Below are 25,187 nucleotides of genomic sequence, written 5' to 3'. Positions count from 1 at the left end.
CGGGCTTTGAGTGCCCGTCCGGCGGCTGAGGATTGCGGTCACAGCACTAGTCGTTCACGTCCTGGCCGTTGATTCCCAGGCCGGGGAGCAGTCCGGGGAGGAGCGGGGGCAGGGTTACGTCCGGGGAGGGCGGGGGGCTGACGCGGCCGTTGGTGGACGGCGTGGTGCCCGGGGGCGGGGTGCCGAGAAGGCCGTCCGTGCCGCCGGTGATCAGGTCGTCGGACGGGGCGCTGCCGGAGTCGGACGGGTGGGGCGAGGCACTGTCGCCCGTACGGCCTTGTGAGGCTTCCGGTGACGAGGGCGAGGACTGGTCCGTACGGGACGGTCCCGTGCCCTGCCCCGTTTCTTCCGACTGCTGCGAACCGCTGTTCCTGTCCGGGGTGCGGGGCAGCAGCGACTGCAGCGGTTCGACCTCTTCGTCTATGGCGTCGAAGACTGAGCTGACCTGGTCGCCGACATCGGTCAGCTGTACCGGCAGCCGGTCGCGCAGGCTGCTCCAACTGCCGCGGTGCGAGCGGGAGAAGGACTCCAGGGTCTGGATCGGGCCGATGGCGCCGTCCCGCTGGTAGACGGAGTGGAGCAGGCGGTGGCCCTCGGTGGCGTCGTGCGTCATGCCGTTGAGCGTGCGCCTGACCTCGCCGAGCTGTTCGTGGTCCAGATCGCCGGAGCGGGCGCGCTCCATCAGTCGGCGGGCTTCGCTGAGCCGGGTCGATGCCTGGTCGAGGTAGGCCTCGCCGCGGTCGGCATCGCCGCTGGCCATGCCGAGGTGGATGTCTTCCATGCCGCGCTTGAGCCCGTACAGCGAATCACCCGGCAGGGCGTCGGAACTGGCAGCGGCCACTCCGCCGAAGGCTCCCGCCGCCACACCGACGGTGAGTCCGCCGGCCGCGAGGCCCTTCGTCCAGCGTGAGCGCGGACGCAATTTCTGGAGCGGGGAGGCCCGGTGGGCCCCCTTGGTCCGCTGTTCGGGCACCGTAGGGCCCGCGGACGCACCGCCCTCGGCGAACATGGCCTCCATGGCGGCGACGAGCTGGGCTCGCTGCACCACTTTGACTTCGGGATCCAACTCCGGCCGCGGTAGTTCACCGAGGCCGTTCGCCAGGGCCAACAGCGGTCCGTGGGCGGCCGGTTCGGCCGGTTCCCCGGGCTGTACGGCCGCCGCACCGTGGAGCGACTGCTCCTCCAGGGCCTGGGCGAAGGCGTTCGCCCGCCGGTGTGCCGAAACGTTTGCGATCACTGGCGGCACCTCCTCTCGTCATGACGGTCGACTCCCCTGGTGGTCCGGAAGGTTGCACACCTTGAGCGCTTCCACACGAAAGAGTGAGTGTCGGCGGACATGGGGCGACGACAGGGGGCCTGCAACCGGCACAACGAGGGGCGCGGCACTTGGGTTACGCACGAAAGATGATCGGACCAGTGCGTGATGATCATATCGCCGAGAGTAATTCGGCCGGGGGGGCGGATTCAGCGGGCATCGTCCGGTAGGAGCCGGGCCAGGGTACGGACGGCACGGTACTGGAGGGTCTTGATCGCGCCCTCGTTCTTGCCCATGACCCGGGCGGTCTCGGCGACCGAGAGGCCCTGCAGGAAGCGCAGGGTCACGCACTCCTGCTGCTGGGGGTTGAGCCGCCGCACGGCCTCCAGCAGTGCGGCGTTGGAGAGGGACTCCAGGACGGAATCCTCCGGGCTGCGCTCGACCTCGTTGGCGTCGAGCATTTCGCCGGTGGTCACCTCCAGCCGGAAGCGGCTGGACTTGAAGTGGTCGGCAACCAGGTTGCGGGCGATCGTGACCAGCCAGGCACCGAAGTCGCGGCCCTGCCAGGTGAACGTGGAGATACGGCGCAGGGCGCGCAGGAAGGTCTCGCTGGTGAGGTCCTCCGCAGTCGCCTTGCCGCCTACGCGGTAGTAGATGTAGCGGTAGACGGTGTCGCTGTACTGGTCGTACAGGCGGCCGAAGGCGTCAGCCTCGCCGGCCTGTGCGCGCTCGACAAGATCCATCATGCGCGCGCTGTCGCTGTCGGCGGTGGGCCGGCGGACGGTGGACGTAGTAGTTGCGCCGCGGTTGCTGCGTCTTCCGACCGCCGCACCGCGTTCGGCCATGGCGTAGCAAGGGCCGACAGGCGCAGGGGTGGCAAACGCGGGTACGGCGTACGCGGTGGGGACGAAGCCGCGCAAGCGGTCGGCGACCGTTGCGCGCAGCGTAGCCAGGCCCGAGGCGTCAACCCCGACGTGTGGGTACACGGGACTCCCAGAGGCAGAGCTTCCATCACGTGCAGTGCGAAACCGTCACTCGTCGTAGTGAGTGGTGAGTTCCGGAATGCGTCTGAGGAGAATAACGCTTCGTACAGGGAGTGCTACACCCAGTTGCTCAAATCACCGATTACGTCGCTTCTGTAGCGACTAATCGCTGCATTTAGTCGCACATCGTGACCGGTTATTGATCGAATTACTTCGTGTTCTGTCTACGGGCGCGACGGGTTGTGGTCGGGTGCGAGCAATCCGACTGGCGGGAGCGGTCGGTGGGTAAGGGGTCCCGATCGGCGGCAGGCGTTCGGGCGTGGTTCGGCGGCCCCCGGCGGGATCGGGCGGAGGCGCGAACGGGTGTGCGTCAGCGGCGGCGGCGGTGCAGGGCGACGGCGGCCGCTGTGCCGCCCGCGAGGGCGCCGACACCGGCCGCGGCCGGAATGCCGACCTTGGCCGCCTTGCGGCCGGTCCGGTAGTCCCGCAGCCGCCAGTCGAGCGCGCGGGCGTGTTTGCGGAGCTTGGCGTCCGGATTGATCGCGTACGGGTGTCCGACCAGGGACAGCATCGGGATGTCGTTGTGCGAATCGCTGTACGCCGCACAGCGGTCGAGGTCCAGGCCCTCGGCTGCCGCCAGGGCGCGGACCGCCTCGGCCTTCGCGGGGCCGTGCAGCGGCTCGCCGACCAGGCGGCCGGTGTAGACGCCGTCGACGGATTCGGCGACCGTGCCGAGTGCGCCGGTCAGGCCGAGGCGGCGGGCGATGATCGTGGCGGTCTCCACCGGGGCGGCGGTGACCAGCCAGACCCGTTGTCCGGCGTCGAGGTGGGCCTGGGCGAGGGCGCGGGTGCCGGGCCAGATGCGGTCGGCCATGTACTCGTCGTAGATCTCCTCGCCGATGGACATCAGCTCGGAGACGCGGTGGCCCTTGACGATGGACAGGGCGCTGTCGCGGGCGTCCTGCATGTGTTCCGGGTCCTCGACGCCGGCCAGTCTGAACCAGGCCTGCTGCCAGGCGAACCGGGTCAGCTCGCGGCGCTGGAAGAACTTCCGCTTGTACAGGCCGCGGCCGAAGTGGAAGATCGCCGCGCCCTGCATCACGGTGTTGTCCAGGTCGAAGAAGGCTGCGGCCCGGTCGTCGCCGACGACGGGGAAGGGCGTTTCCTCGGTCGCGCCGAGGACAGAGGTGTCCTGGTCGGTGACGGAGGACTGATCGTCGGGGAGGGAGGACTTCCGTGCTGCCTCAGCTGCTGCCTCGCCTGCCAGCACGCTCCGTGCTGTCGCGGGGTGCCTACGGGGTGTGAGCCATCGAAGTGCGGCCATGTCGTGAGCATAGCCAGTCGATCCGGCCCTTCCCGACCTGCCGGGATGCCGTGCCGTGAACTCTTGGCTGCTGATTTGTTGAACGGGCGATTCGGGGCGTATCGGACCAAGGGTGGAAGTGGTCCCCTTCCGGTTCGGAGTGGCGGTCTCCTCCGGCGCAGAATGAAGGCATGAGTGCCCTGCTGCGACGTACGAAGAAGAAGCCCGCGGACCGGATGGTGACCCTGGTCGGGAAGCCCGGATGTCACCTCTGCGACGACGCGAGGGCGGTGGTGCGGGAGGTCTGTGCGGAGGCCGGTGCGTCCTGGGAGGAGAAGGACATCACCCAGGACGAGGAGCTGCATCGGGAGTACTGGGAACAGATCCCGGTTGTCCTGATTGATAACGAACAGCACACGTTCTGGCGGGTGGACCCGGTAAGGCTGCGCAACGCACTGCTTTCTTGAGGAAAACGCGGTTACCATCATGGGCGTTTTGAGTGGTCTCGGGGGAGTGGCTATGAGGAGTGTGTACCGCTTTGCCCCCTTCGGGCCTGCAACGGGCTGATGCGATCCTTGGTTCCGGGATCGCGCGACGAATGTGCGTGACCCCGGTCACTTTGACCGGACAAAACGGACACTATCTTTGTGCACGCGTTCACAAAGACATAGCCTGCATTCGACGGGGCGGCCCAGGGACATACGGCCGCCTGCAGCCCCGCTCATCCCGCAGGAGCACCGTGGCAACTGGCCGAAATCACCGACCGGCGACCCGTAGCCGAGGAATTCCCGAGGCCACCGTCGCCCGACTTCCGCTGTATCTGCGCGCACTGACCGCGCTCTCCGAGCGCTCGGTCCCCACGGTCTCGTCCGAGGAGCTCGCCGCGGCGGCGGGGGTCAACTCCGCCAAGTTGCGCAAGGACTTCAGCTACCTGGGGTCCTACGGGACGCGTGGTGTCGGGTACGACGTCGAGTATCTCGTCTACCAGATCTCCCGCGAACTCGGGCTCACCCAGGACTGGCCGGTCGTGATCGTCGGTATCGGTAACCTCGGCGCCGCGCTCGCCAACTACGGCGGCTTCGCCTCCCGCGGTTTCCGGGTTGCCGCACTGATCGACGCCGACCCCGCGATGGCCGGAACGCCCGTGGCAGGGATTCCCGTGCAGCACTCCGACGAGCTGGAGAGGATCGTCGGCGACAACGGCGTGTCGATCGGTGTCATCTCGACCCCGGCCGGTGCCGCTCAGCAGGTCTGCGACCGGCTCGTCGCCGCGGGCGTCACCTCCATCCTGAACTTCGCGCCGACGGTGCTCTCCGTGCCCGATGGGGTCGACGTCCGCAAGGTCGACCTCTCCATCGAGCTTCAGATCCTCGCCTTCCACGAGCAGCGCAAGGCCGGCGAGGATGTCACCGGGAGCAGCCCGGATCCGGTCGCACCGCCCGTGCGCACCACCACCGCCACCGGCGACCGGAAAGGACCTGACGGGGACATGCCCGCCGTGATGCCGGCATGAGTCTTCTTGTCGTAGGGCTGAGCCACCGCAGCGCCCCCGTCTCCGTACTGGAACGGGCCTCGCTGGCTACCGAGACGCAGGCCAAGCTGCTCCAGGACGCCCTCGCCGCGGAGCCCGCGGCCGAGGCCGCCGTGCTGGCCACCTGCAACCGCATCGAGCTGTACGCCGACGTGGACAAATTCCACGCGGGCGTCGCCGAGCTGTCCACGCTCCTCGCCCAGCACAGTGGCGTCGGGCTGGACGAGCTCACTCCGTATCTCTATGTGCACTACGAGGACCGGGCCGTACACCACCTCTTCTCGGTGGCCTGCGGGCTGGACTCGATGGTCGTCGGCGAGGGGCAGATCCTCGGCCAGATCAAGGACGCGCTGGCGCTGGGGCAGGAGCTCCATACCGCCGGCCGGCTGCTGAACGACCTGTTCCAGCAGGCCCTGCGGGTCGGCAAGCGCGCCCACAGCGAGACCGGGATCGACCGGGCCGGGCAGTCGCTCGTCACCTTCGGTCTCGAACAGCTCGCGGCCGGTGCGGATGTCGCCGACTGGGCCAGGGGCAAGCGTGCCCTGGTGATCGGCGCCGGCTCGATGTCCTCGCTGGCCGCCGCCACCCTGGCCCGTACCGGTGTCGCCGAGATCGTCGTCGCCAACCGGACCCGGGCCCGTGCCGACCGGCTCGTCGAGATCCTGGGCCAGTCCGGCGGTACCGGAGTGGCCGTTCACGCCGTGGAGATGGCCGCGGTCCCCGACGAACTGACACGTGCCGATGTCGTCGTCTCGTGCACCGGAGCGACGGGTCTCGTGCTGACCGCCGAGGCCGTCGCCGGAGCGCTCGGCCTGGCCTTCGACCCCGGGCACGAGGCGCCCGCCGCGACTGTCCCCGCGCCGCCCGCCGACCCCGACCGGCACGCCGCCTGGGTGGAGAACGGCACCACCGGTATGGTGCGCCAGGCCGTCCACCGGACCACCGTGCCCGCCCAGGGCGCCGGCCCCGTCCGCCTCGCCCTGCTCGACCTCGCCATGCCGCGCGACATCGATGGAGCCACAGCCCGTCTCGACGGTGTGCGCCTCGTCGACATCGAGTCGCTCGCCGAAGCGTCCGCGGACGCCCCGATGGCCGCCGATGTGGACCAGGTGCGCACCATCGTCGCCGACGAGGTCGCCGCGTTCGGCGCGGCCCAGCGCGCCGCCCACATCACCCCGACCGTCGTAGCCCTGCGCACCATGGCCGCCGATCTGGTGGCCGGCGAGATCGCGCGGCTCGACGGACGCCTCCCCGACCTGGACGAGAAGCAGCGCGCCGAGATCACGCAGACCGTGCGCCGCGTCGTCGACAAGCTCCTGCACGCGCCCACCGTGCGGGTCAAGCAGCTCGCCAGCGAGCCCGGCGGTGCCGGGTACGCCGATGCGCTGCGGGAACTCTTCGACCTCGACCCGCAGACGGTCGCCGCCGTCTCCCGGGCAGACCTGAACGACCCGAATCGAGGGCGGTCATGACCGACAACTCACCCCTGGGCGCGGGGGCCACCAAGCCGCTGAGGCTGGGGACCCGGCGCAGCAAGCTCGCCATGGCGCAGTCCGGCCTCATCGCCGACGCGGTCAGCGAGGTGACCGGGCGCGCCGTCGAGCTCGTCGAGATCACCACGTACGGCGACACCTCCCGGGAGCACCTCGCGCAGATCGGCGGCACCGGCGTGTTCGTCGCCGCGCTGCGCGACGCGCTGCTGCGCGGCGAGGTGGACTTCGCCGTCCACTCGCTCAAGGATCTGCCGACCGCCCAGCCCGAGGGCCTCGTGCTGGCCGCCGTACCGGTGCGCGAGGACCCGCGCGACGTACTGGTGGCGCGGGACGGGCTGACCTTCGAGCAGCTGCCGTCCGGTGCCCGCATCGGCACCGGCTCGCCGCGCCGCATGGCGCAGCTCAACGCGTACGCCCGTAACCACGGCCTCGACATCGAGACCGTGCCGATCCGGGGGAACGTCGATACGCGTATCGGATTTGTACGAAGCGGGGAGCTCGACGCGGTGGTACTCGCCGCGGCCGGGCTCAGCCGCCTCGGCCGGACCGGCGAGGTGACCGACTTCCTGTCGGTCGACACCGTCCTGCCTGCTCCCGGCCAGGGAGCACTGGCGATCGAATGCGCTGCGACCAGCGCAGACCTAGCCGCCGCACTCGCCGAGCTCGACGACCCGTACACCCGGGCCGCCGTGACCGCCGAGCGTGCCCTGCTCGCCGCCCTGGAGGCCGGTTGCTCCGCACCTGTGGGTGCGCTGGCCGACCTCCTGGTCGACGGACAGGCTGTCAACGAACTGCGCCTGCGTGGTGTCGTCGGTTCCACCGACGGTTCCTCGCTGGTACAGATGTCCACCACCGGTCCCGTCCCCACGTCGCACGACGACGCGGCGGCCCTCGGTCGCGAACTCGCGTCCGAGATGCTCGCCAAGGGTGCGGCCGGTCTTATGGGGGAGCGAGCACTTTGAGCCCCACCGGCCCCGCCGTATCCGACTTTCCGACCCTGTCCGCACAAGGGCACGTCACCTTCCTCGGCGCCGGTCCCGGCGACCCGGGACTGCTGACTCTGCGCGCTGTCGAGGCGCTCGCGAGCGCGGACGTTCTTGTCGCCGAGCCGGACGTTCTCGGCGTCGTTCGCTGCCATGCGCGGGCAGGCGTAAGCGCGCCTGAGCTGACGATTATTGACGCACAGTCAGCAGCCGCCGGTGTTCCCGTTCTCAGGGATGCGGCCAATCTTGTCATGGAGGCGGCCAGGGGCGGCAGGCGGGTCGTGCGTGCCGTTTCCGGCGACCCGGGACTGGACGGGAGCGCCGGCGCCGAGATGCTCGCCTGCGCCGCCGCCGGTATTCCCTTCGAGGTCGTGCCGGGGGTCGCCAACGCCGTGGGCGTGCCCGCGTACGCCGGTGTGCCGCTGCGTGACGCGCAGGGCGCCGACGTCCGGTTCGTCGACGCCCGTACGGCCTCGGACCGCTGCTGGACCGAGGTCGGCGCGAGCGATGCCACGGCCGTCATTTCGACGACCCTCGACTCGGTGGCCTCGGCCGCCGGTGAGCTGGTCTCGGCGGGCCGCAAGCCCGACACCCCGCTGACCGTGACGGTGGCCGGTACGACCACGCGCCAGCGCACCTGGACGGCGACCCTCGGGACGATCGCCCAGGTCCTGAAGCAGGCGAAGGTCCTTCCGTCGCCGGACGGGCACCAGCCCGTCATAGCCGTGGTCGGTGAGCGCAGCTCCGCCGCCCAGCACGACCAGCTCGCGTGGTTCGAGTCCAAGCCGCTCTTCGGCTGGAAGGTGCTCGTCCCGCGCACGAAGGAGCAGGCGGCGTCGCTCTCCGACCAGCTCCGTTCGTACGGTGCCGTGCCGTACGAGGTCCCGACGATCGCCGTCGAGCCGCCTCGTACGCCCCAGCAGATGGAGCGCGCGGTCAAGGGCCTGGTCACGGGCCGCTACGAGTGGATCGCCTTCACCAGCGTCAATGCCGTGAAGGCCGTCCGGGAGAAGTTCGAGGAGTACGGGCTCGATGCCCGTGCCTTTGCCGGGATCAAGGTCGCGGCCGTCGGCGAGCAGACCGCCGCCGCGCTCGTCGACTTCGGTGTGAAGCCGGACCTGGTGCCGTCCGGTGAGCAGTCCGCCGCCGGTCTGCTGGAGGACTGGCCGCCGTACGACCCGGTCTTCGACCCGATCGACCGCGTCTTCCTGCCGCGCGCCGACATCGCCACCGAGACGCTGGTGGCCGGGCTGATCGAGCTGGGATGGGAGGTCGACGACGTCACCGCGTACCGCACGGTCCGCGCCTCGCCGCCGCCCGCCGACACGCGTGAGGCCATCAAGGGCGGCGGCTTCGACGCGGTGCTCTTCACCTCGTCGTCGACTGTTCGCAACCTCGTCGGCATCGCGGGCAAGCCGCACAACGTGACCGTCATCGCGTGTATCGGCCCGGCGACGGCGAAGACCGCCGAGGAGCACGGCCTGCGCGTCGACGTCCTGTCGCCGGAGCCTTCGGTGCACAAGCTGGCCGAGGCCCTCGCCGCGTTCGGTTCGCAGCGCCGGGAGGCGTCGAAGGAGGCCGGTGACCCGGTGACGCGGCCGAGCGAGCGGCGTCCGGGGGCGCGGCGGCGTCGTACGACGACCTGACCGGTCGGTTCGTGGGTGTCGGGGGTCCGACTGCTTCGGCAGCCGGACCCCTGCTCGTTCTCCGGTCCGTTTTTCCGGCACGGGTGTCGGTAAGACGGTGATGTGTACGGGTCTAATCTCGAAGGATGACTGTGTACGGAAACTTCCCCGGCTCCCGCCCCCGGCGGCTGCGGACGACCCCGGCGATGCGGCGCATGGTCGCCGAGACACGGCTCGCCCCGGCGAATCTGATCCTGCCCGCGTTCGTGCGTGAGGGCATCGACGCGCCCGTCGCCATCTCGGCCATGCCCGGCGTCCAGCAGCACACCCTGGACACCCTGCGGAAGGCCGCCGTCGAGGCGGTGTCGGCCGGGGTCTCCGGGATCATGCTCTTCGGCGTTCCCGCGGACGAGAAGAAGGACGCCCGGGGCACGGCGGGCACCGACCCGGACGGCATCCTCCAGGTCGGTCTGCGCGCGGTACGGGAGGAGGTCGGTGACGATCTCGTCGTCATGTCGGACCTGTGCCTGGACGAGTACACCGACCACGGCCACTGCGGTGTCCTGACCGCCGACGGCCGCGTCGACAACGACGCGACGCTGGAGCGGTACGCCGAGATGGCCCAGGTCCAGGCCGACGCGGGTGCCCATGTGGTCGGCCCCAGCGGCATGATGGACGGCCAGGTCGGTGTCGTCCGTGACGCGCTCGACCAGGCGGGCCACGAGGATGTCTCGATCCTCGCCTACACGGCGAAGTACTCGTCGGCGTTCTACGGGCCGTTCCGCGAGGCCGTCGGCTCCTCGCTCAAGGGTGACCGCAAGACGTACCAGCAGGACCCGGCGAACGCCCGCGAGTCGCTGCGCGAGCTGGCGCTCGACCTCGAAGAGGGCGCCGACATGGTCATGGTCAAGCCGGCCGGACCGTACCTCGACATCCTGGCGAAGGTCGCGGACTCGGTGGACGTGCCGGTCGCCGCGTACCAGATCAGCGGTGAGTACGCGATGATCGAGGCCGCCGCCGAGAAGGGCTGGATCGACCGGGACGCGGCGATCATGGAGAGCCTGACCGGGATCCGGCGCGCGGGTGCGCAGATGATCCTGACCTACTGGGCGACGGAGGTCGCGCGCACGCTGTGAGAGCGCCGCACGGGGAACGGGTCGCGGAGGCGGCCCGTTTTTCACGTCCACATCCAGTCTGAATGACGGGTGAGAACCGGGCTTCTCACCCGTACCTCGCTTTTGACACTTCACATCTGCAGGGAAACGCGCTAGGTTCAATGCAATGCGGTGATGGGGCATCAGCCCGACTGTCACAGCGGAAAAAGTGACGCCCTGTACTGCCCAATTGGCGTGGGCAGTACAGGGCAAATCACCAGGCTCTGCCCTGGGCTGTGTGCTATGCGGCGAAGCAAGCGGTGACAGGACTCCAAGGCGTACTTCGGCACCGTAACACGGTGGCCGGACGGAGGGAAGTACGGACGATGACGAAGAGTAACGAGGAGTGGTTAGTCGAGGCCATCTCCCCGGAGCGGTTCCAGCCGTTCCTGGACGAGTGCCGCGGCGACGTGGTGGTGGCACTGCGGCTGTATACCTGGGACGCGGAGGCGGCGCGGGCGCTGCACAGCCCCCTGCGCGACCTGGAGGTGAGCCTGCGCAACCGGATCCACCGACAGCTCACCGGCAAGTTCGGCCGGAGCGACTGGTGGAACCTGCGGCGGGCGGAGCCCAACCGCTGGGCGATGGACGACATCCGCGACGCCGAGGACAAGCTGGCGCGGCGCGGGAAGGGCAACGCTCCGTGCGATGTCGTCGCGACCCTGTCGTTCGGCTTCTGGATTGGTCTGCTCAGCACGGGCGGCCGCGGCAACTACGACATGAAGTACTGGTACCCGGCGCTTCGGCACTGCTTCAAGGGGGCGCGGCGCCAGGACCTGCACGACCGGTTGGAAGTCATGCGGACCTTGCGCAACCGCATCGCACACCACGAGCGCATCTCGCATCGCCGCCTGGAGGAGGACTTCCGGACGGCCCTCGAATTGACGGCCCTCGTCGCTCCCGAGCTGGCGGCGCGCCATGAGAAGTACAGCCGGGTCCCCACGGTCCTGGCCCGCAAGGCCCGGGTTCTCTCGGGTGAGGAGGAGATTGCGCTGTGACGGAGCGGCGGTACGAGCCGGTGACCCTCGGCGAGATCAAGGAGCTCGCCGAGGTCGGCCGGCCTACGGTCAGTAACTGGCGGCGTCGGCACGACACGTTTCCGCTTCCGGCCGGAGGCAGTGAGAGCAAGCCTCTCTTCGACGCGGAGGAGATCGCGAGCTGGCTCGATGAGCGCCCGGTCCCCGACGGTGTTCCGAACGCGGACGGGGTGCTGCCCACCTACGGAGAGCGATTCCGGCATGGGCTGCGGCTGCGACGCCTGATCGCGCTCAAGCACGACGGGGAGAACGCGGATCGACTGGTTGGGGAAGCGCTGGCCGTCCTTGCCATGGATGGCGAGGGGAAGGACACCATCGAGAGGTATCTGCCCCCGCATTTGCAACCGGATGTAGCTCGTGCCGACCCGAGGGTGGTGCGTGTGGTCCGGGAGCTCGCGACGGAATTGGGTTCGCCCGGCGCGGCCGCCGACGCCGTACTCGAACTCGCCGGTCGCCTGGAATCCGACCTGGCGATGGACACGACTCCCCCCGTGGTCGCCGATCTGATCAGCTCCCTGGTGGGATCGGTGGAGGCTGGCCCCGGCCAGCCATCGGTGATCAACCTGTGCGCGGGCACTGGCGAGCTGTTGTTCGCACTCGACGGCATCGGGGGCCGGGGCGACATCGTGGCCGTGGAGCCCGACCCGCTGCGGCGCAAGTTGCTGACCTACCGGCTCTGGGCCCACTGGGACTCTCCTGTGGACGTCTGTGCCCACCCCGAAGAACTGGGCATCCTGCGCCCTTGGGAACAGCGTGAGTTCGAGGACGACACGACGGAGCCCTGGGGCTTTCCGACCGCCGACTTCGTCCTTGCCGACCCTCCGTATGTCCCGGGCGAGCGTGAACGCGACGAGGACGGGCCGCTTCGCTGGGCGCACGAAGCCGTGAACCGGCTGAACCCGGACGGGCGTGGGTACGTCGTCGTACCCTCATGGACGCTGAGCCGGCCCCGTACGACTGTGCCCACGTCAGCGGTACGCATGCGCGAAGAACTGCTCGCACATGATGCCTTGGCGGCGATCGTGCAACTACCGCGCCGTATCCACCCGTTCCGCACCGGCGCGGAACATGCCCTGCTCGTTCTGCGCCGGGACGCCGACCCCGAGGCCAGGGGCCGGGTGCTGTTGGTCGACGCGGACAGGATCGCCCGGCGCATCGGTACCGCTTGGCCCCGCCATGTTGTCGAGATCCTTCATACCGGCCGGTCACCGGTGGCGGAGGAGGCTCGGTACGCCGCCGTGTCGGCAACCGGCGGTGCCGAGTCACTCAGCGACGGCCGCTCCGTACTGCCCGCGCACCGGCTGGCCTCTCGGGAGCAGGGACTTGACCATCTTGCTGCCACTCTGGAGGCGCGGCAGAAGGCCTTCGACGCGCTGCCGCAGCTCAAGGAGTGGCTCGGCGCTCTTGTCGCACGCAAGCGGTCCCGGACGGTGCGGCACGTCAAGGTGGGCGATCAGCTGAAGGCCGGACCACTCAAGCTGCTGTCCGGTCACCGCATCCGGGAGAGCGACATCGGTGACGCCGGGGTACCCGTGATCGGGCGGGAGGAGATGCTGGGCGCGCTTGCGATCGGTGGCCGACGGATCCTTCCGGAAGATCTCGCCGCCTATCCGCAGGCGGCGATCACCAATCGCGGCGATGTCTTCCTGCTGACCGAGCACGGGGTACGCGCACAGGTGGACGATGCGGGCGGCTGCGTACTGCTCGCGCCGGTGCAGGGGCTGCGGATCGCGGCGTACCAGGAGTATCAGACGGAGCCGACCAGGGGCGAGGCGCCGGATTCGCGGAACCTGTGGATGCGTCCCCACACGCTGGCCCACCTGCTGGCCGCGCCCCGCAACCAGCAGCGCGGCAGCGGATCGCTCGTGCGGCGGGTGAGCGTACGGGACATGGACCTGCCGCAGCTGCCGGTCGAGGAGATCGCCGACCTCGAAGAGATCCTGGCCGAGGCGGAACGCCACCGCGCCGACGTGCAACGCCAGTTGGCCGCGCTGGACACGCTGGCCGAACGCCTGGCGGCGGGCGTCGCGGACGGCGACCTGAGTCTGCGCAAGCGTTCTGCTCACGGGCCCGGTCCCCGGGACTGACAGCCGAGGCCCCTACGAACCACGAGAGAAACGAGAATCCTGTGCCACCTCGGAAGAAGACCGAGCCCGCCCACATGAAGCAGATCCTGTGGCAAGCCGCGGACAAGCTGCGCGGCAGCCTGGACGCCGCCGCCTACAAGCACTTCGTGCTGGGTCTCGTCTTCCTCAAGTACGTCTCCGCCGCGATGAGTGAGAAGCGCATGCAGATGGAGGCCGAGCTGAGGGAGGAGGGCGGATGGAGTGAGGAGGACATCCTCGTCACGCTGGAGGAACGGCGCGAGTACACCGGTGCCGGCATTTTCTACGTGCCCCAGGCGGCTCGCTGGGAAGCCGTTCTCGAACGGGCCGGCACGACCGTGGAGGGCCAGACCGCCGGCGAGGCGATCGACGCCGCGATGCTGGCGATCGAGGCCCAGAACCCGGCGCTGAAGAAGACCCTGCCCAAGATCTACGCCAGCGGCCAGGTCGATGAGGAACGCCTCGTCGGGCTGATCAGGCTGCTGGACCGGCTTGCCTTCCAGGAGCAGTTGGGCGATGACGGCCGCCGCAAGGGTGCGCGGGACATCATGGGCGAGGTGTACGAGTACTTCCTGGCCGAGTTCGCGCTCAAGGAGGGCCGCAAGGGCGGGGAGTACTTCACCCCGGAAAGCGTGGTCCAGCTCCTGGTGGAAGTGCTGGAACCGCAGCAGGGCGAGCGGGTCTACGACCCGGCGTGCGGGTCGGGCGGCATGTTCGTGCAGGCGGAGAAGTTCATCGAGTCGCACGGCGGCAACCCGCTGAACGTCTCCGTGTTCGGCCAGGAACTCAACCAGACGACCTGGCAGTTGGCCCATATGAACCTGGCCATCCATGGAGTCGAGGCGAACCTGGGCGACGAACCGGCCGACACCTTCCGCAACGACCAGCACCCGGCACTCAAGGCGGACGTGGTGATGGCCAACCCGCCGTTCAACATCTCCGACTGGGGCGGGGAGATGCTCGGCATGGACCGGCGGTGGGTGTATGGGGCGCCGCCCGTCGGCAACGCGAACTACGCGTGGCTCCAGCACATGATCAGCAAGCTCGCGCCGAACGGCCGGGCGGGCGTGGTCCTGGCCAACGGCTCGATGAGCAGCAAGCAGTCCGGCGAGGGCGACATCCGCCGGGGCATGGTCGAGGACGACCTGGTGATGTGCATGATCGCGCTGCCGGGGCAGTTGTTCCGGTCGACGCAGATCCCGGCCTGCCTGTGGTTCCTGGCGGAGGGGAAGGGACGGCACTCGGAGTGGGTGCGGGGGCGCAAGGGCGAGGTGTTGTTCATCGACGCGCGTGAGTTCGGCGTGATGAAGAACCGCACGCTGCGGGAGCTGACGCCCGACGAGATCGTCGACCGTATCGGTGCCACGGTGCGCGCGTGGCGAGGGGCGGAGGGGGCGAAGCCGTACGAGGACGTGGCGGGCTTCTGCGCGAGCGTTGCCCTGGAGACCATCGCCGAGCATGACTATGTGCTGACCCCGGGGCGGTACGTGGGGACGGCGGAGGCGGAGGTCGACCCGGACGCGGAGCCGGTGGAGGCGAAGATCGTGCGGCTTACGGCGTTGCTGCGGGAGCAGTTCGCGGAGTCGGAGCGGTTGGCGAAGGTTGTGGACGAGCAGCTGGGGAGGGTGTGATGGAGGACTTCAACTTCGTGCCTTTCGGGTCGTTGGCAGCCGCTGAACGCGGGGCTTTCGCAATGGGGCCCTTCGGCTCGAAGATCACAAAGGAGAACTACACGGCAGTTGGCGTTCCGGTGGTGCGGGGTGTGAATTTGGCGAGGGGGATCTTTGTCGAGGATGATTTCGTGTACATCTCTCACGAGAAAGCGAATGATCTATCCTCGGCCAATGTCGCTCCCGGCGATCTGATTTTTACGCACAGAGGGACGATCGGGCAAGTCTCGATGATCCCAAGGAACCCCCGATTCTCGCGGTATGTCATTGGCTCGAGTCAGGTCAAATGTCGCCTTGATGAAGGCCGAGTATCTCCGGAATTTTATTACTACTGGTTTAAGTCTCCGCAAGGTCAGAGTGGCATCCTCGCGCACACGTCGACTGTCGGTGTGCCGGGAATTTCAACTCCGCTCACCTCTATCCGTGGGCTGAGAGTCCCTTGCCCGCCGTTGGCGTATCAGCAAGCCATTGCCGAGGTGCTAGGCGCGTTGGACGACAAGATCGCCGCGAACGGGCGGATTGTTGCAACAACGGAGCGCCTCCTGCAGGCGCGCTTTACCAGTCATGGATTTGACAGTGACGTGCAAGCCTCCGATGAGGCAGTCCAGGTGGATGAGCTGATCGAGTTCAATCCCAAGATCCCGAAGCCTCGGGTGGACGAAGCCGTGTATGTCGACATGGCGGCACTTCCCACAGCGTCGGCGAGAGTGAACCAATGGAGCGTGAGGGCTCCGAGCGGTGGGGCGCGCTTCATGAATGGCGACACGGTAATGGCCCGCATTACTCCATGCCTAGAGAATGGGAAAACTGCTTTCATCGACTTCATGAAGCCGGTGGAGATTGGATTCGGTTCCACTGAGTTCATCGTCATGCGTCCGCGTTCGGGAGTCCCTGCGCATTTCGCATATTTGGTTGCACGTAGTCCGCGCTTTCGCGCTCATGCGATCACGAGCATGACCGGCTCCTCTGGACGACAGCGTTGCCAGGTGGATCGCTTGGTGGGCTTCCTCATGCCTCGGCCACAAGCTCAAGCGCTGGCTGACCTGGAGGATCACTGTGTTCCTGCGTTCGAGCTCGCTAAGGCATTGGATGCCGAGTCGCGAACCCTCGCCGACCTCCGCGACACCCTCCTCCCCCAGCTCGTCACCGGAAAGCTCCGTGTCAAGGACGCAACGCGCGTCGTAGAGGAGGCCGTATGACCAACGCCGGATCAAGGTCTCACCCCGTCGGCGAGCCCCCCATCGACCGCCTCACCGAGCAGGAGCTCGAGCTGCACGCCCTCGGGGTGCTTGCCGAGTGCGGGTGGCAGCATGTGCCCGGGGCCGAGTTGGGGCCCTCCTACGGCGTGCGGAAGGGGTGGGGGGACCTCGTCCTGTATCCCAACCTCCGCAAGGCGATCCGGCGCCGCTACCCGCAACTGCCCGAGAGCGTTGCCGACGATGCCATACCTCTGCTCCTTGCCCAGTCCACGCAGCACGACCTGCGCGAGAACCACCGGTTCTACGAGCGGCTGACCGGCGGGGTCTCCGTCCCCTACGACGACCCCGTCACCGGCGAGAAGCGCCACGCCGTCATCCGGCCCGTCGACTTCGGCGACCCGCACGCCAACGACCTGATCGCCGCCGGCCAGGTCCGGGTGAAGAGCGTCAAGGACCGGACGTTCATATTCGACATCGTCCTGTACGTGAACGGGCTCCCGCTCGCCGTCGTCGAGTTGAAGAAGGCCGACAGCAATGACAGCGCCCGTACCGCCTACGACCAGCTCCAGGGCTACCGGCGTGAGCTGAAGCAGACCGGCACCTTCGCCACATTCCTCGTCATGCTCGCTTCCGACGGTGTCACCGCCCGCATGGGCACGCCCTTCACGCCCTGGCAGCACATGGCCCCCTGGCACGCCGACGAGCACGACCGCATGCTGCGCAAGCACGAACGCCAGGACGGGCGGGCGCTGGAGCGCATGCTGTACGGAGCGTTTGAGCCGGCCCGCCTCCTCGACCTGATCGGACACTTCCTCTCCTACTCGGCCGAGGAATCGGGCGACGTCAACACGGTCAAGCTTGCCAAGGCGCACCAGTACATCGCCGTGAACGCCGCCGTCCGCGCCACCGAGTCGGCCATCGCGACCGACGGCAGGGCAGGCGTCGTCTGGCACACCCAGGGCGCGGGGAAGAGCGAGGAGATGCTCTTCTACGTGGGGAAGGTGGCTTCCACGCCCGAGTTGTCCAGCCCGACCTTCGTCATGCTCACCGACCGGATCGACCTCGACGATCAGCTGTTCCGGACGTTCGTTGCCAGCGACACCCTTTACAAGAGGATCAAGGAGAAGCCGGAGACGGCCGCCGACGCCGTGCAGTTGCGCGAGTTGCTGAACAGTCCGAAGAGCAACGGCGGGGTCGTTTTCGCCACGCTGCAGAAGTTCCGGCTCACCGAGGCCGAGCGCAAGGCCGGCGCCCGACACCCGCAGATCTCGTCGCGCCGCGATGTGATCGTCGTCATCGACGAGGCCCACCGCAGCCACTACGACTTCATCGACGGCTACGCCCGCAACCTTCGCGACGCTCTCCCGAACGCCACCTTCATCGCCTTCACCGGCACTCCCATCAACAACAGCACTGGGAGCACACAGGGCGTCTTCGGCAAGAACATCCACACCTACGACCTCACCCAGGCCGTCGACGACGGCGCGACCGTGCCCGTGTTCTATGAGGCCCACCTCGTCCGGGTCGACCTCATCGAGGATGCAGACCTCGACGATCTGGACGCCCGCGCGGAGGGTCTGGTCGAGGGGCTGTCCGAGGATGAGAAGCGCGCCGCCCGTATGCAGTTCGGGCGTTACGAGGACCTGATCGGTTCTCCGGGACGCATCCGGGAGCTGGCCGGGCACCTGCTGGAGCACTGGGATGCCCGTAGTACAGAGATGCGAAAGCTGACCGGCCGACCCGGTAAGGGCATGGTCGTCTGCGCGTCCCGTGTGATCGCCGCGCGGCTGTTCGAGGAGGTGATCCGTCGCCGCCCTGAGTGGGCGGGGGTGCGCGACCCGAAGTCGCAGTTGCTGACCGACGACACCGGGCGCATCCGTGTCGTCTTCACGGGCAACGCTGCCACGGACAGCGAGGAGGTCGCCGACTACGTCCGTACTCCCACACAGCTGAAGAAGATTCAGCAGCGAGTGACGGATGCGGACGACGAGCTGGAGCTGGTCATCGTTCAGTCCCTGTGGCTGACCGGCTTCGACGCACCGCCTCTGCACACGCTCTACCTTGACAAGCGCATGCGGGGCGCCGCGCTCATGCAGGCCATCGCCCGCGTCAACCGGACCTGGCCGGGGAAGCCGTCCGGGCTGGTCGTCGATTTCCAGGGTGTCATACGGGAGATCAAGGAAGCCCTCGCCGAGTACTCCGAGCAGGATCAGGCGAACCCCATGCTGGGCGCCGATCTCGCGGGTGCGGTTCAGCTGGTGCGGGAGAGCCATCAGCAGATCATGGACGTGTTGCACGGTTGCTCCTGGCGGCGGATCCTTACGGCGGGCGGCCCCCGTGCCTACCGGGAGGCTCTCACCGAGGTGCTGGAGTTCCTGATCACGCCGGAGCCAGGTCTGGGGCCCGAGCAGGCGACGCGCAGGCAGCGATTCATGTACCACGCGGGTCTGCTCCGCCAGGCGTTTTCGCTCTGCCCAACCGACCCGCGCGTGCAGGATCTGCTGCCCGACATCCGGTTCATCGAAACCGTGACCAGGACGCGGGAGAAATACACCGCTGAGGAGCGGGAGGAGCAGGGCACCGCGACGGCGGCGGATGTGGAGCTGCTGATCGCCCAGCTCAATGCCTCGGTCGTGGCGGCCGACGGGGTCGTGGACATCTACGACGCGGCCGGCCTGACGAAGCCTGACCTGTCCCATCTCGACGAGTCCATGCTGCGGAAGCTCCAGGCGTCCAAGCACCCGAACCTCGCCATCGAGGCCCTGCGGCGGGCGCTGATCAAAGAGATCAGGGACGCCCATCCTCGTAACCTCACCCGTCAGGAGACCTTCACCAACCGGGTGAAGGCGGCGATGAACCGGTACACGAACGGGCTTTTGACAGCGGCCGAGTTCATGAAATTCCTCGTCGAGCTGGCGCAGGAGGTGTCCGCCGACCGGGGTCGGGCAAAGAAGCTTGGGCTGACCGAGGACGAGCTGGCCTTCTACGACGCATTGGCTGCCGACCCCTCGGCGGTCGAGCAGATGAAGGACTCGATCCTCGCCCGGATCGCGCACGAGCTGTACGAGCAGATCCGCAAGGACGTCACTGTCGACTGGAAGGTGAAGGAGCAGGCCAGGGACCGGATCATGGCCCGGGTGCTCCGGCTTCTGCGGAAGTACGGATATCCGCCGGACAAGCAGCCTGCGGCGATCGAGCGGGTTCTGAAGCAGGCGGAAGACTTGGCCGAGTCGATGGCCTGACCGGTCCCTTCTTGCTCGGGTTCCGAGTCTCGGACCCTGGGGGAGGGGGCCTGCCGTCAGGCCCGTCCCCTCGCGATGAATGCTCCGTATGCGATGAACGCCGCGTCGGGAGTGTCCGCGTCGCCCCCCGGATTCGAAGACCGGCGACACGACGCCTCAGGCTCGGTCAGGCTGCGTGTTGTTACTGGTTGCCTGCTGGTGTACCGCGCGCAGGCCGCGCGCGGCGGGCGCGCGGCGCCCTCGGCCGTCCCGGCCGACCACGTCCAGGGCGTCCGGCTGCTGGGTGCAGCAGTCCGGCACGTCGGCGTCCTGTCCGGGCGCGGTCGCCCCGGCCAGGGCCTGACGCAGGGCGGTCTCGCCCGGCACGCCGGACACAGTGCCGTCGGCGTCCCGGTACAGCCGGCACGACAGGCTCGGCACCGCGCCGGGGGGCGCGAACGGGTCGGTGCCGTTGATCAGGATCGTCGGCGACCCGTACATGCCCCGCTGGGCGGCCTCGGTCTCATTGGTCACTTTCACCAGTTCCACCTTCGCGTCCCGGCCGTCCAGCGCGGTAGTGACGCGTTCCAGCGCGGGCTGCGCGTTCGGGCAGTCCGCCACTGTCAGCACCGTGATCCGCATTCGCCGTGTCCTTCCAGACAACTGTTCTTCTCCTGCACCCGACGCTAGACCAGCGCACTGGAAGGTCAAGGGCCGGCCTGAAGGCATGCGCATCGCCGACCGCGCCGCCACCACCGGCCCCGCCGCCTGCGGCGCGGACGACATCCGCACCATTCTGGGCACCGCGCGTCGGTAGGCCCCGACTCCCCGCCCGGAACCCGGGCTCCGGGCTCCGGGATTCGAGCCCCGGGCCCGCTGGTTCACTCGTGCGGGGGACGGGCCGGGGCCGCGGCCGGGCGGTGAGCCTCGGGATTCGGGCGTCGGGACGCGAGCGCCGGGACTCGGGCTCCGGGATTCGAGCGACTTCTTCAACCGGTGGGAAAAGAAGGGTGGTTGGGAAAACCGACCCACCTCCCTGACCCGTCACGGCCAGCAAGTATGACTAATGGTGACCGACTTGCAGCGCGGTGTCGCGACTGCTTACGGTGCCGACAACGAAACGACCCCGACACGGTGTTAGCGCACCGGGCCGGGGTCTCACCCCAAGATCGAAAGAGCGATCTCGTGGCTACCCAAAACCTTAGCCCTGTCCTGTGCGCGCCCGCATCCTCGCCCGCGTATCCGATGGCCAAGCCCGGTTACGGCAAGCGATCCGCGCCGGACCAACATCCGCGCCGCACCGACGACTTCGCCCTGCTGCCCGAACGGGAGCGGTATGTCGCCGGGTTCGTCGACCACCTGCCCGACGGTGCGGCGATGAATGTGAAGACCCTGGCCAAGCAACTGCCGCTGTACGGACAGCAGGCCGTCGGCAGTGCCCTGACCGCCCTGTCGGTGGCGGGGCACCTGCGCCGGGTGCGTCGCCTGGTGGGCGAGGGAGAGCAGGTCCGCTGGGTTTTCCGCACGTTCTGGTCCCGTACCGCGCGCGACAACGAATGGTGGAACGCCTACCTGGACGCGGAGGACCAGCGGGCCGTGGCCGATCCGGAGGATGGTGCCGGGCCTGGGGCGGGGGCGGGGCTTGGTACGGGGGGCGTGCCTGGGGCGGGGGCCGAGCTTGGTACGGGGGGCGAGCCCCGGGCGGCGGCCGAGCCCTGGACAAGAGTCGTGCCCGAAGCGCCGAGGACCGCGCCGCTGTCGCCCCGGCACCGCGCGCAGGTCCCGATTCCGGCACCTGGGGCCACCGCCGATACGCCCGCCACACCCGTGACCGCCGTACCCGCGCAGCCGGGCCCGGGGTGTCTCTCGCCCGCGTACCTGGCCCTGGCACGGCTCGGGCGCGTCGACCACCGGCTGGCCCTCTCCGCCGCCGACTGCGAGGCGCTGGAGGCACGCGCCACGGAATGGCTCGCACGCGGCGTGAGTACGGACTACCTCACCCAGGCGCTCACCGCCGGACTTCCCGCCCGGGTCGACTCACCCGTCGGATTCCTGCGCCGCCGGCTCAAGGACAAGATCCCGCCCGCGCTGCCCGCTGCCCCGGACGTTCCTGCGGGCCCTGTCCGCCGCGTGATGGTGGAATGCGCCCAGTGCGGCGCCCCCGGCCGCCCCGACGCGCTTCCCGACGGCCTCTGCCGCCCCTGCCGACAGGCCGCCCATGGTGCGGTCCTCGCTCCGGATGCCGTCACCGGGCCCGCCGCCGGGCGTGAGGTGCGTGCCTATGTGAGCGAACTCCGCGATCTGCTCAAGGCCCCCTGACCCTGCAGTTGACGCGGAAACACGCCTCAGGGCCAGTCGACCACGGCCATGAAGGTCACCCACGTGACGAACGCGGTGGCGGGTGCGAGCACGGCGAGGGTGATCGCGACCGGCGGCCTGCGCCTGTTGAACACCCAGCTCGCGACCAGCGCCACCACGGCCAGCGTCAGGCCGCAGCACGACACCGTCCACGCCGGACCGAAGCTGGCGTCGAAGCGGTCGGAATCGGCGTCCGAGCAGGAATCGCAGGCCATCGGCGAAAGCATGCTGTGGACCAGGGCGATGAACGCGAGCGGAAGCGTCACGAACGTGGAGATCAGCGAGGCGATCCAGGTGCGCGGACGAGGGGGAGCCAAGGTTTCTTCGGGCATGTGTGCGAGTCAACTAGGCATCCGTGGAGACCACATGAGTTGCCGTACTCAGTCCCACCAGAAGGCCCACGTCTCCTGGTCCAGCAGTGCCTTCTCCGCATACGCGTCCAGGCTGCTGAGCGTCGACTGGTTGACGTTGTCCGGGCAGAACGCGAAGTGTTCGGCGGCCAGGGCCCGTGCCTCCTCGATCGTCGTGGGCGGCCGGCCGACCGAGACGATCAGAGTGTCGAAGCCGAGCACCACGATCCGTATGCCGAAGCGGTCCTCCCAGGAACGCAGCACCGCGCAGAGCCGTGCCACGTCGTTCTCGTGGTTGAGCGGGCCCGTCCAGCCGATCGCCGCCGGAATGTCCGCGCTGCGGCGTGCGGGGGCCAGGGCCATCCGTAGCCCGTCCAACGGCCCTCCCGGATCGGTGAGCTGGTCGGCGATCTCGGCCGCGAGGTCGTCCGGGGCGTCGGGTCCGGACACGGACGGGGCGGGCGCCAGGCCCGGCCACTCGTCGTCGGCATCGAGTTCGTCGGGGGCGTACGCCTCCCAGAACTCGCTGAGCACGTCCTCGGCGTCGTGGTCGCCCGGGTACGTCATCATGGCCGGGGCGAGATCCCAGGCATCCGGCCACTGGTCGCGTATCCCGCCGTCCACCAGCACGGGCAGAAGCCCGACCGGTCGCCCCACGGCGCGCAGCGCGGCCCATGTCCCGGGGGACGCGGGTTCGTCGGCGCACCAGAGCAGCGGCTCGTGCCACGGCTCGTCGATCGTCGCGTCGACCAGTTTGCCGGGCGGGAGTTGGAGCCCGGAGGTGGCCAGTGAAGGAAGCGGATTCGGGAGCGTCGCCATGACCGCGACTCTAGACGCGGCCACTGACAGTGGGGTGGGGTGCGGTCGGCCTCCGGCACCGCCCGTGGCCGGACTCGGGGTGGATCACGGGTGTGTGCGGACGACGGCGAAGGCGGTGCGTGCGGTGGTGCCGTCGGGCAGCGGCGCGTCCGCGGTGACGTGGCCGAGTGCCTGCTCCTCGGTGGCCCGGCCGGGCTGGAGAACGCGGTTGATGTGAATGGTCAGGCGGCGTCTGTCGGATGCCGTCTCCACGAGGAGATCCGTACCGCTCGGGTCGTCGGTCACGGTCGTGGAGGCGATCGTCGCTGTGGCGCCGGACTCCGCGAACCAACCGATGACGGAGGGGTCGGGGGTGTCGCTCGTGCTCTGCATCTGCGGCTCGGCCTCGCCGACGATCAGCGCGAACAACTGGGCGACGAGAACCGGGTCACGCGTGCCGTCGTAGACCCATCGCTTCCCCAGCACCCCGTGTTCGGTGGTGCCGATGAGCGCTTCGTCCGCGCCCGCGATCGGTGCGCCTCGGTAGCTGAACGGCACCTGGTACGTGACCGGTTGGTCCACCGACGTGTCGGTGACCGCCATGAATTCGATCCCGACTTCGCCCTCCGGGTCGTCCAGCCGGAATCCGCCGGTCCTGGACAGCTCCGGCTGCTGTCCCGACTTGCCGCGGTACCAGGGCTGCGCGGGCAGCCAGGTGGCGAGGAGCTCCAGCTTGGTGGGCGTCAGTGTGGTCTTGTGGATGACAGCCATGGCGGTGGGTTTCCTCCCGTGGGTGTGGGCTCAGCCGAGGCACCGGTCGGCGGCGAAGCCGGCGAAGGCCGTCCAGGTGGTGGGCGCGACGGTGAGGGTGGGGCCGTCGGGGTTCTTGGAGTCGCGGACGTGGACGGCGGAGGGGTGGGCGGCGATTTCGACGCACTGCCCGCCTTCGTCGCCGCTGTAGCTCGACTTGCGCCACTCGTAGGCAACTTCGAGGCAGGCGCCGCCTTCGTCGCCGCTGTAGCTGGACTTGAACCACTCACGTGCAGTGCTCATTGCTCTCCCAGCAGACGGTCCAACAGGCCCACGGTGTCTTCGGGGCTGAGGGCCTGAGCTCGCAGCATCGCATATTTCTGGGCGAGGATGCTGACCTCGTCGGGGTCGGAGACAAGCAGGCTGCCGCGCTGGGTCTCGGAGTAGGCGACGTGCTGGTAATCCGGCGTTTCCAGCAGGGTGAAGGGGCCATTGAGTCCGGCGTGGGTCCGGCGGTTCAGCGGCAGGACCTGGAGGCAGATGCCGGGGAGTGCGGCACACGCCCGTAGGTGGCGTAGCTGCTCCGCATGCGCTTCGCCGTCCAGGAGTTGAAGCATCAGGACCGGTTCCCAGACGACGAAGCTGATGGTCGGAGGCGAGGTGCGGTGCAGGATCTCCTGACGCTTCAGGCGGCCCGTGGTCTGGATGGCGATCTCGTCCTCGCTGAAGACGGGGACGCGGTTACGGAAGACGGCTCGGGCGTAGGGCTCCGTCTGGAGAAGTCCTGGGAGCACCTGGTTGTCGTACCAGGACAGTGCCAGAGCTTCCCGTTCCAGGTCCAGGTACTGCTCGACCCACGCCGGGATCAGGTCGATCTCCGGCATGTTCTCCACCGCCGTCTCCAGCGCCCCCTTCGTCTCCAGTAACTGGTCCAACCGGCAGGACAGTTCCGGCAGCAGCGCGCGTCTGCCCTGCTCGATGGAGGCGATCGTCTCGACCTGGTGGCCCACCCGGTCCGCGAGCTGGGCCTGGGTCAGGCCGGCCGCGATGCGAAATACGCCGACCAGTTTGCCCACGAGTTTCATTGCCGACGCGTTCTTGCGCTGCCGCTTCCTGGGGTGCATACGGTTCGAACTCCCACCTACGTGCGTACGTCACGCGTGCACGACCCGTACAAGAAATCTGTACGGGTGCGCTTACCTGGGATCTTGCGTGAAAGCCCCGGCGTTCACGCCGGGGATGAAACGCATCTCAAGACTGCTCTGACCCGCAGGCTAGAGCGGGCGTTTTTGCTGCTCGATGTACTGGCGGACGATCGCCAATGGTGCTCCGCCGCAGGATGCCGAGAAGTACGAGGGCGACCACAGGTGCC

22 protein-coding genes are annotated in these 25,187 nt (G+C 68.7%); 12 read left to right on the top strand and 10 right to left on the bottom strand.

Going from position 1 to position 25,187, the window contains the following annotated elements; genetic code table 11:
* Window positions 1-46: 46 nt before the first annotated feature.
* From ABTZ94_RS22860 to ABTZ94_RS22850, 3 genes are all read right to left on the bottom strand, one after another.
* Window positions 47-1,237 (bottom strand): DUF5667 domain-containing protein, encoded by a 1,191-nt coding sequence (locus ABTZ94_RS22860; RefSeq protein ID WP_351202907.1) that lies wholly within the window; start codon window positions 1,235-1,237, stop codon window positions 47-49.
* Window positions 1,238-1,464: 227 nt separating this feature from the next.
* Window positions 1,465-2,241, bottom strand: coding sequence for an ECF subfamily RNA polymerase sigma factor, BldN family (locus ABTZ94_RS22855; RefSeq protein WP_351202906.1), 777 nt, complete (start codon window positions 2,239-2,241; stop codon window positions 1,465-1,467).
* 367 nt (window positions 2,242-2,608) lie between these two features.
* On the bottom strand, window positions 2,609-3,562 hold the full coding sequence (locus ABTZ94_RS22850; RefSeq protein ID WP_351202905.1) for an HAD family hydrolase: 954 nt from the start codon (window positions 3,560-3,562) through the stop codon (window positions 2,609-2,611).
* Between the two features lie 170 nt (window positions 3,563-3,732).
* On the opposite strand from ABTZ94_RS22850, the gene ABTZ94_RS22845 reads away from it, so the two are divergent.
* From ABTZ94_RS22845 to ABTZ94_RS22795, 11 genes are all read left to right on the top strand, one after another.
* On the top strand, window positions 3,733-4,008 hold the full coding sequence (locus ABTZ94_RS22845) for a glutaredoxin family protein (protein WP_351202904.1): 276 nt from the start codon (window positions 3,733-3,735) through the stop codon (window positions 4,006-4,008).
* A gap of 272 nt (window positions 4,009-4,280) precedes the next feature.
* Window positions 4,281-5,054: a redox-sensing transcriptional repressor Rex gene (locus ABTZ94_RS22840; protein WP_351202903.1), complete on the top strand. Its 774-nt coding sequence runs from the start codon at window positions 4,281-4,283 to the stop codon at window positions 5,052-5,054.
* The gene (locus tag ABTZ94_RS22835) at window positions 5,051-6,544 is read left to right on the top strand and encodes a glutamyl-tRNA reductase (RefSeq protein ID WP_351202902.1); all 1,494 of its coding nucleotides are present in this window, start codon (window positions 5,051-5,053) and stop codon (window positions 6,542-6,544) included. Before ABTZ94_RS22840 ends, ABTZ94_RS22835 begins: the two co-directional genes overlap by 4 nt.
* Window positions 6,541-7,527 carry a hydroxymethylbilane synthase gene (gene hemC / locus ABTZ94_RS22830; RefSeq protein ID WP_351202901.1) on the top strand — a complete coding sequence of 329 codons (987 nt, stop codon included), beginning with the start codon at window positions 6,541-6,543 and terminating at the stop codon, window positions 7,525-7,527. The genes ABTZ94_RS22835 and hemC overlap by 4 nt, the downstream gene beginning before the upstream one ends.
* On the top strand, window positions 7,524-9,194 hold the full coding sequence (locus tag ABTZ94_RS22825; protein ID WP_351202900.1) for a bifunctional uroporphyrinogen-III C-methyltransferase/uroporphyrinogen-III synthase: 1,671 nt from the start codon (window positions 7,524-7,526) through the stop codon (window positions 9,192-9,194). Before hemC ends, ABTZ94_RS22825 begins: the two co-directional genes overlap by 4 nt.
* Before the next feature lie 125 nt (window positions 9,195-9,319).
* Entirely contained in the window at window positions 9,320-10,309 is a 990-nt protein-coding gene (gene hemB / locus ABTZ94_RS22820; RefSeq protein WP_351202899.1) for a porphobilinogen synthase, read from the top strand.
* A gap of 344 nt (window positions 10,310-10,653) precedes the next feature.
* Window positions 10,654-11,325: an Abi family protein gene (locus ABTZ94_RS22815; RefSeq protein ID WP_351202898.1), complete on the top strand. Its 672-nt coding sequence runs from the start codon at window positions 10,654-10,656 to the stop codon at window positions 11,323-11,325.
* Window positions 11,322-13,451 (top strand): N-6 DNA methylase, encoded by a 2,130-nt coding sequence (locus tag ABTZ94_RS22810; RefSeq protein WP_351202897.1) that lies wholly within the window; start codon window positions 11,322-11,324, stop codon window positions 13,449-13,451. The genes ABTZ94_RS22815 and ABTZ94_RS22810 overlap by 4 nt, the downstream gene beginning before the upstream one ends.
* Window positions 13,452-13,525: 74 nt before the next feature.
* Complete coding sequence (locus ABTZ94_RS22805) at window positions 13,526-15,100, top strand: class I SAM-dependent DNA methyltransferase (RefSeq protein WP_351202896.1); 1,575 nt, start codon at window positions 13,526-13,528, stop codon at window positions 15,098-15,100.
* Window positions 15,100-16,338 (top strand): restriction endonuclease subunit S, encoded by a 1,239-nt coding sequence (locus ABTZ94_RS22800; RefSeq protein WP_351202895.1) that lies wholly within the window; start codon window positions 15,100-15,102, stop codon window positions 16,336-16,338. Before ABTZ94_RS22805 ends, ABTZ94_RS22800 begins: the two co-directional genes overlap by 1 nt.
* Window positions 16,335-19,580, top strand: a complete 3,246-nt coding sequence (locus ABTZ94_RS22795) for a type I restriction endonuclease subunit R (protein WP_351202894.1) — start codon at window positions 16,335-16,337, stop codon at window positions 19,578-19,580. The genes ABTZ94_RS22800 and ABTZ94_RS22795 overlap by 4 nt, the downstream gene beginning before the upstream one ends.
* Window positions 19,581-19,736: 156 nt before the next feature.
* Here the strand turns inward: ABTZ94_RS22795 and ABTZ94_RS22790 are convergent, their stop codons facing one another.
* On the bottom strand, window positions 19,737-20,201 hold the full coding sequence (locus tag ABTZ94_RS22790) for a thioredoxin family protein (protein WP_351202893.1): 465 nt from the start codon (window positions 20,199-20,201) through the stop codon (window positions 19,737-19,739).
* Between the two features lie 543 nt (window positions 20,202-20,744).
* On the opposite strand from ABTZ94_RS22790, the gene ABTZ94_RS22785 reads away from it, so the two are divergent.
* The gene (locus ABTZ94_RS22785; protein ID WP_351202892.1) at window positions 20,745-21,878 is read left to right on the top strand and encodes a MarR family transcriptional regulator; all 1,134 of its coding nucleotides are present in this window, start codon (window positions 20,745-20,747) and stop codon (window positions 21,876-21,878) included.
* Between the two features lie 26 nt (window positions 21,879-21,904).
* On the opposite strand, the gene ABTZ94_RS22780 is transcribed toward ABTZ94_RS22785, so the two are convergent.
* The 6 genes from ABTZ94_RS22780 to ABTZ94_RS22755 form a co-directional block, all read right to left on the bottom strand.
* On the bottom strand, window positions 21,905-22,249 hold the full coding sequence (locus tag ABTZ94_RS22780) for a DUF983 domain-containing protein (RefSeq protein WP_351202891.1): 345 nt from the start codon (window positions 22,247-22,249) through the stop codon (window positions 21,905-21,907).
* Between the two features lie 48 nt (window positions 22,250-22,297).
* The gene (locus tag ABTZ94_RS22775; RefSeq protein WP_351202890.1) at window positions 22,298-23,086 is read right to left on the bottom strand and encodes a DUF4253 domain-containing protein; all 789 of its coding nucleotides are present in this window, start codon (window positions 23,084-23,086) and stop codon (window positions 22,298-22,300) included.
* 84 nt (window positions 23,087-23,170) lie between these two features.
* Window positions 23,171-23,836 (bottom strand): maltokinase N-terminal cap-like domain-containing protein, encoded by a 666-nt coding sequence (locus ABTZ94_RS22770; protein WP_351202889.1) that lies wholly within the window; start codon window positions 23,834-23,836, stop codon window positions 23,171-23,173.
* A gap of 30 nt (window positions 23,837-23,866) precedes the next feature.
* Entirely contained in the window at window positions 23,867-24,118 is a 252-nt protein-coding gene (locus ABTZ94_RS22765; protein WP_351202888.1) for a DUF397 domain-containing protein, read from the bottom strand.
* The gene (locus ABTZ94_RS22760) at window positions 24,115-24,900 is read right to left on the bottom strand and encodes a helix-turn-helix domain-containing protein (protein WP_351202908.1); all 786 of its coding nucleotides are present in this window, start codon (window positions 24,898-24,900) and stop codon (window positions 24,115-24,117) included. The genes ABTZ94_RS22765 and ABTZ94_RS22760 overlap by 4 nt, the downstream gene beginning before the upstream one ends.
* Before the next feature lie 189 nt (window positions 24,901-25,089).
* The coding region (locus ABTZ94_RS22755; RefSeq protein ID WP_030183493.1) for a transposase at window positions 25,090-25,187 on the bottom strand (98 nt) is incomplete at its 5' end.

The sequence above is a fragment of the Streptomyces sp. NPDC002785 genome (genome assembly GCF_040295565.1).
In the GTDB taxonomy this organism is placed as follows: domain Bacteria; phylum Actinomycetota; class Actinomycetes; order Streptomycetales; family Streptomycetaceae; genus Streptomyces.
The sequence above is the reverse complement of the archived record's forward strand: the minus strand, read 5'-3'. Positions and strand labels throughout refer to the sequence as shown.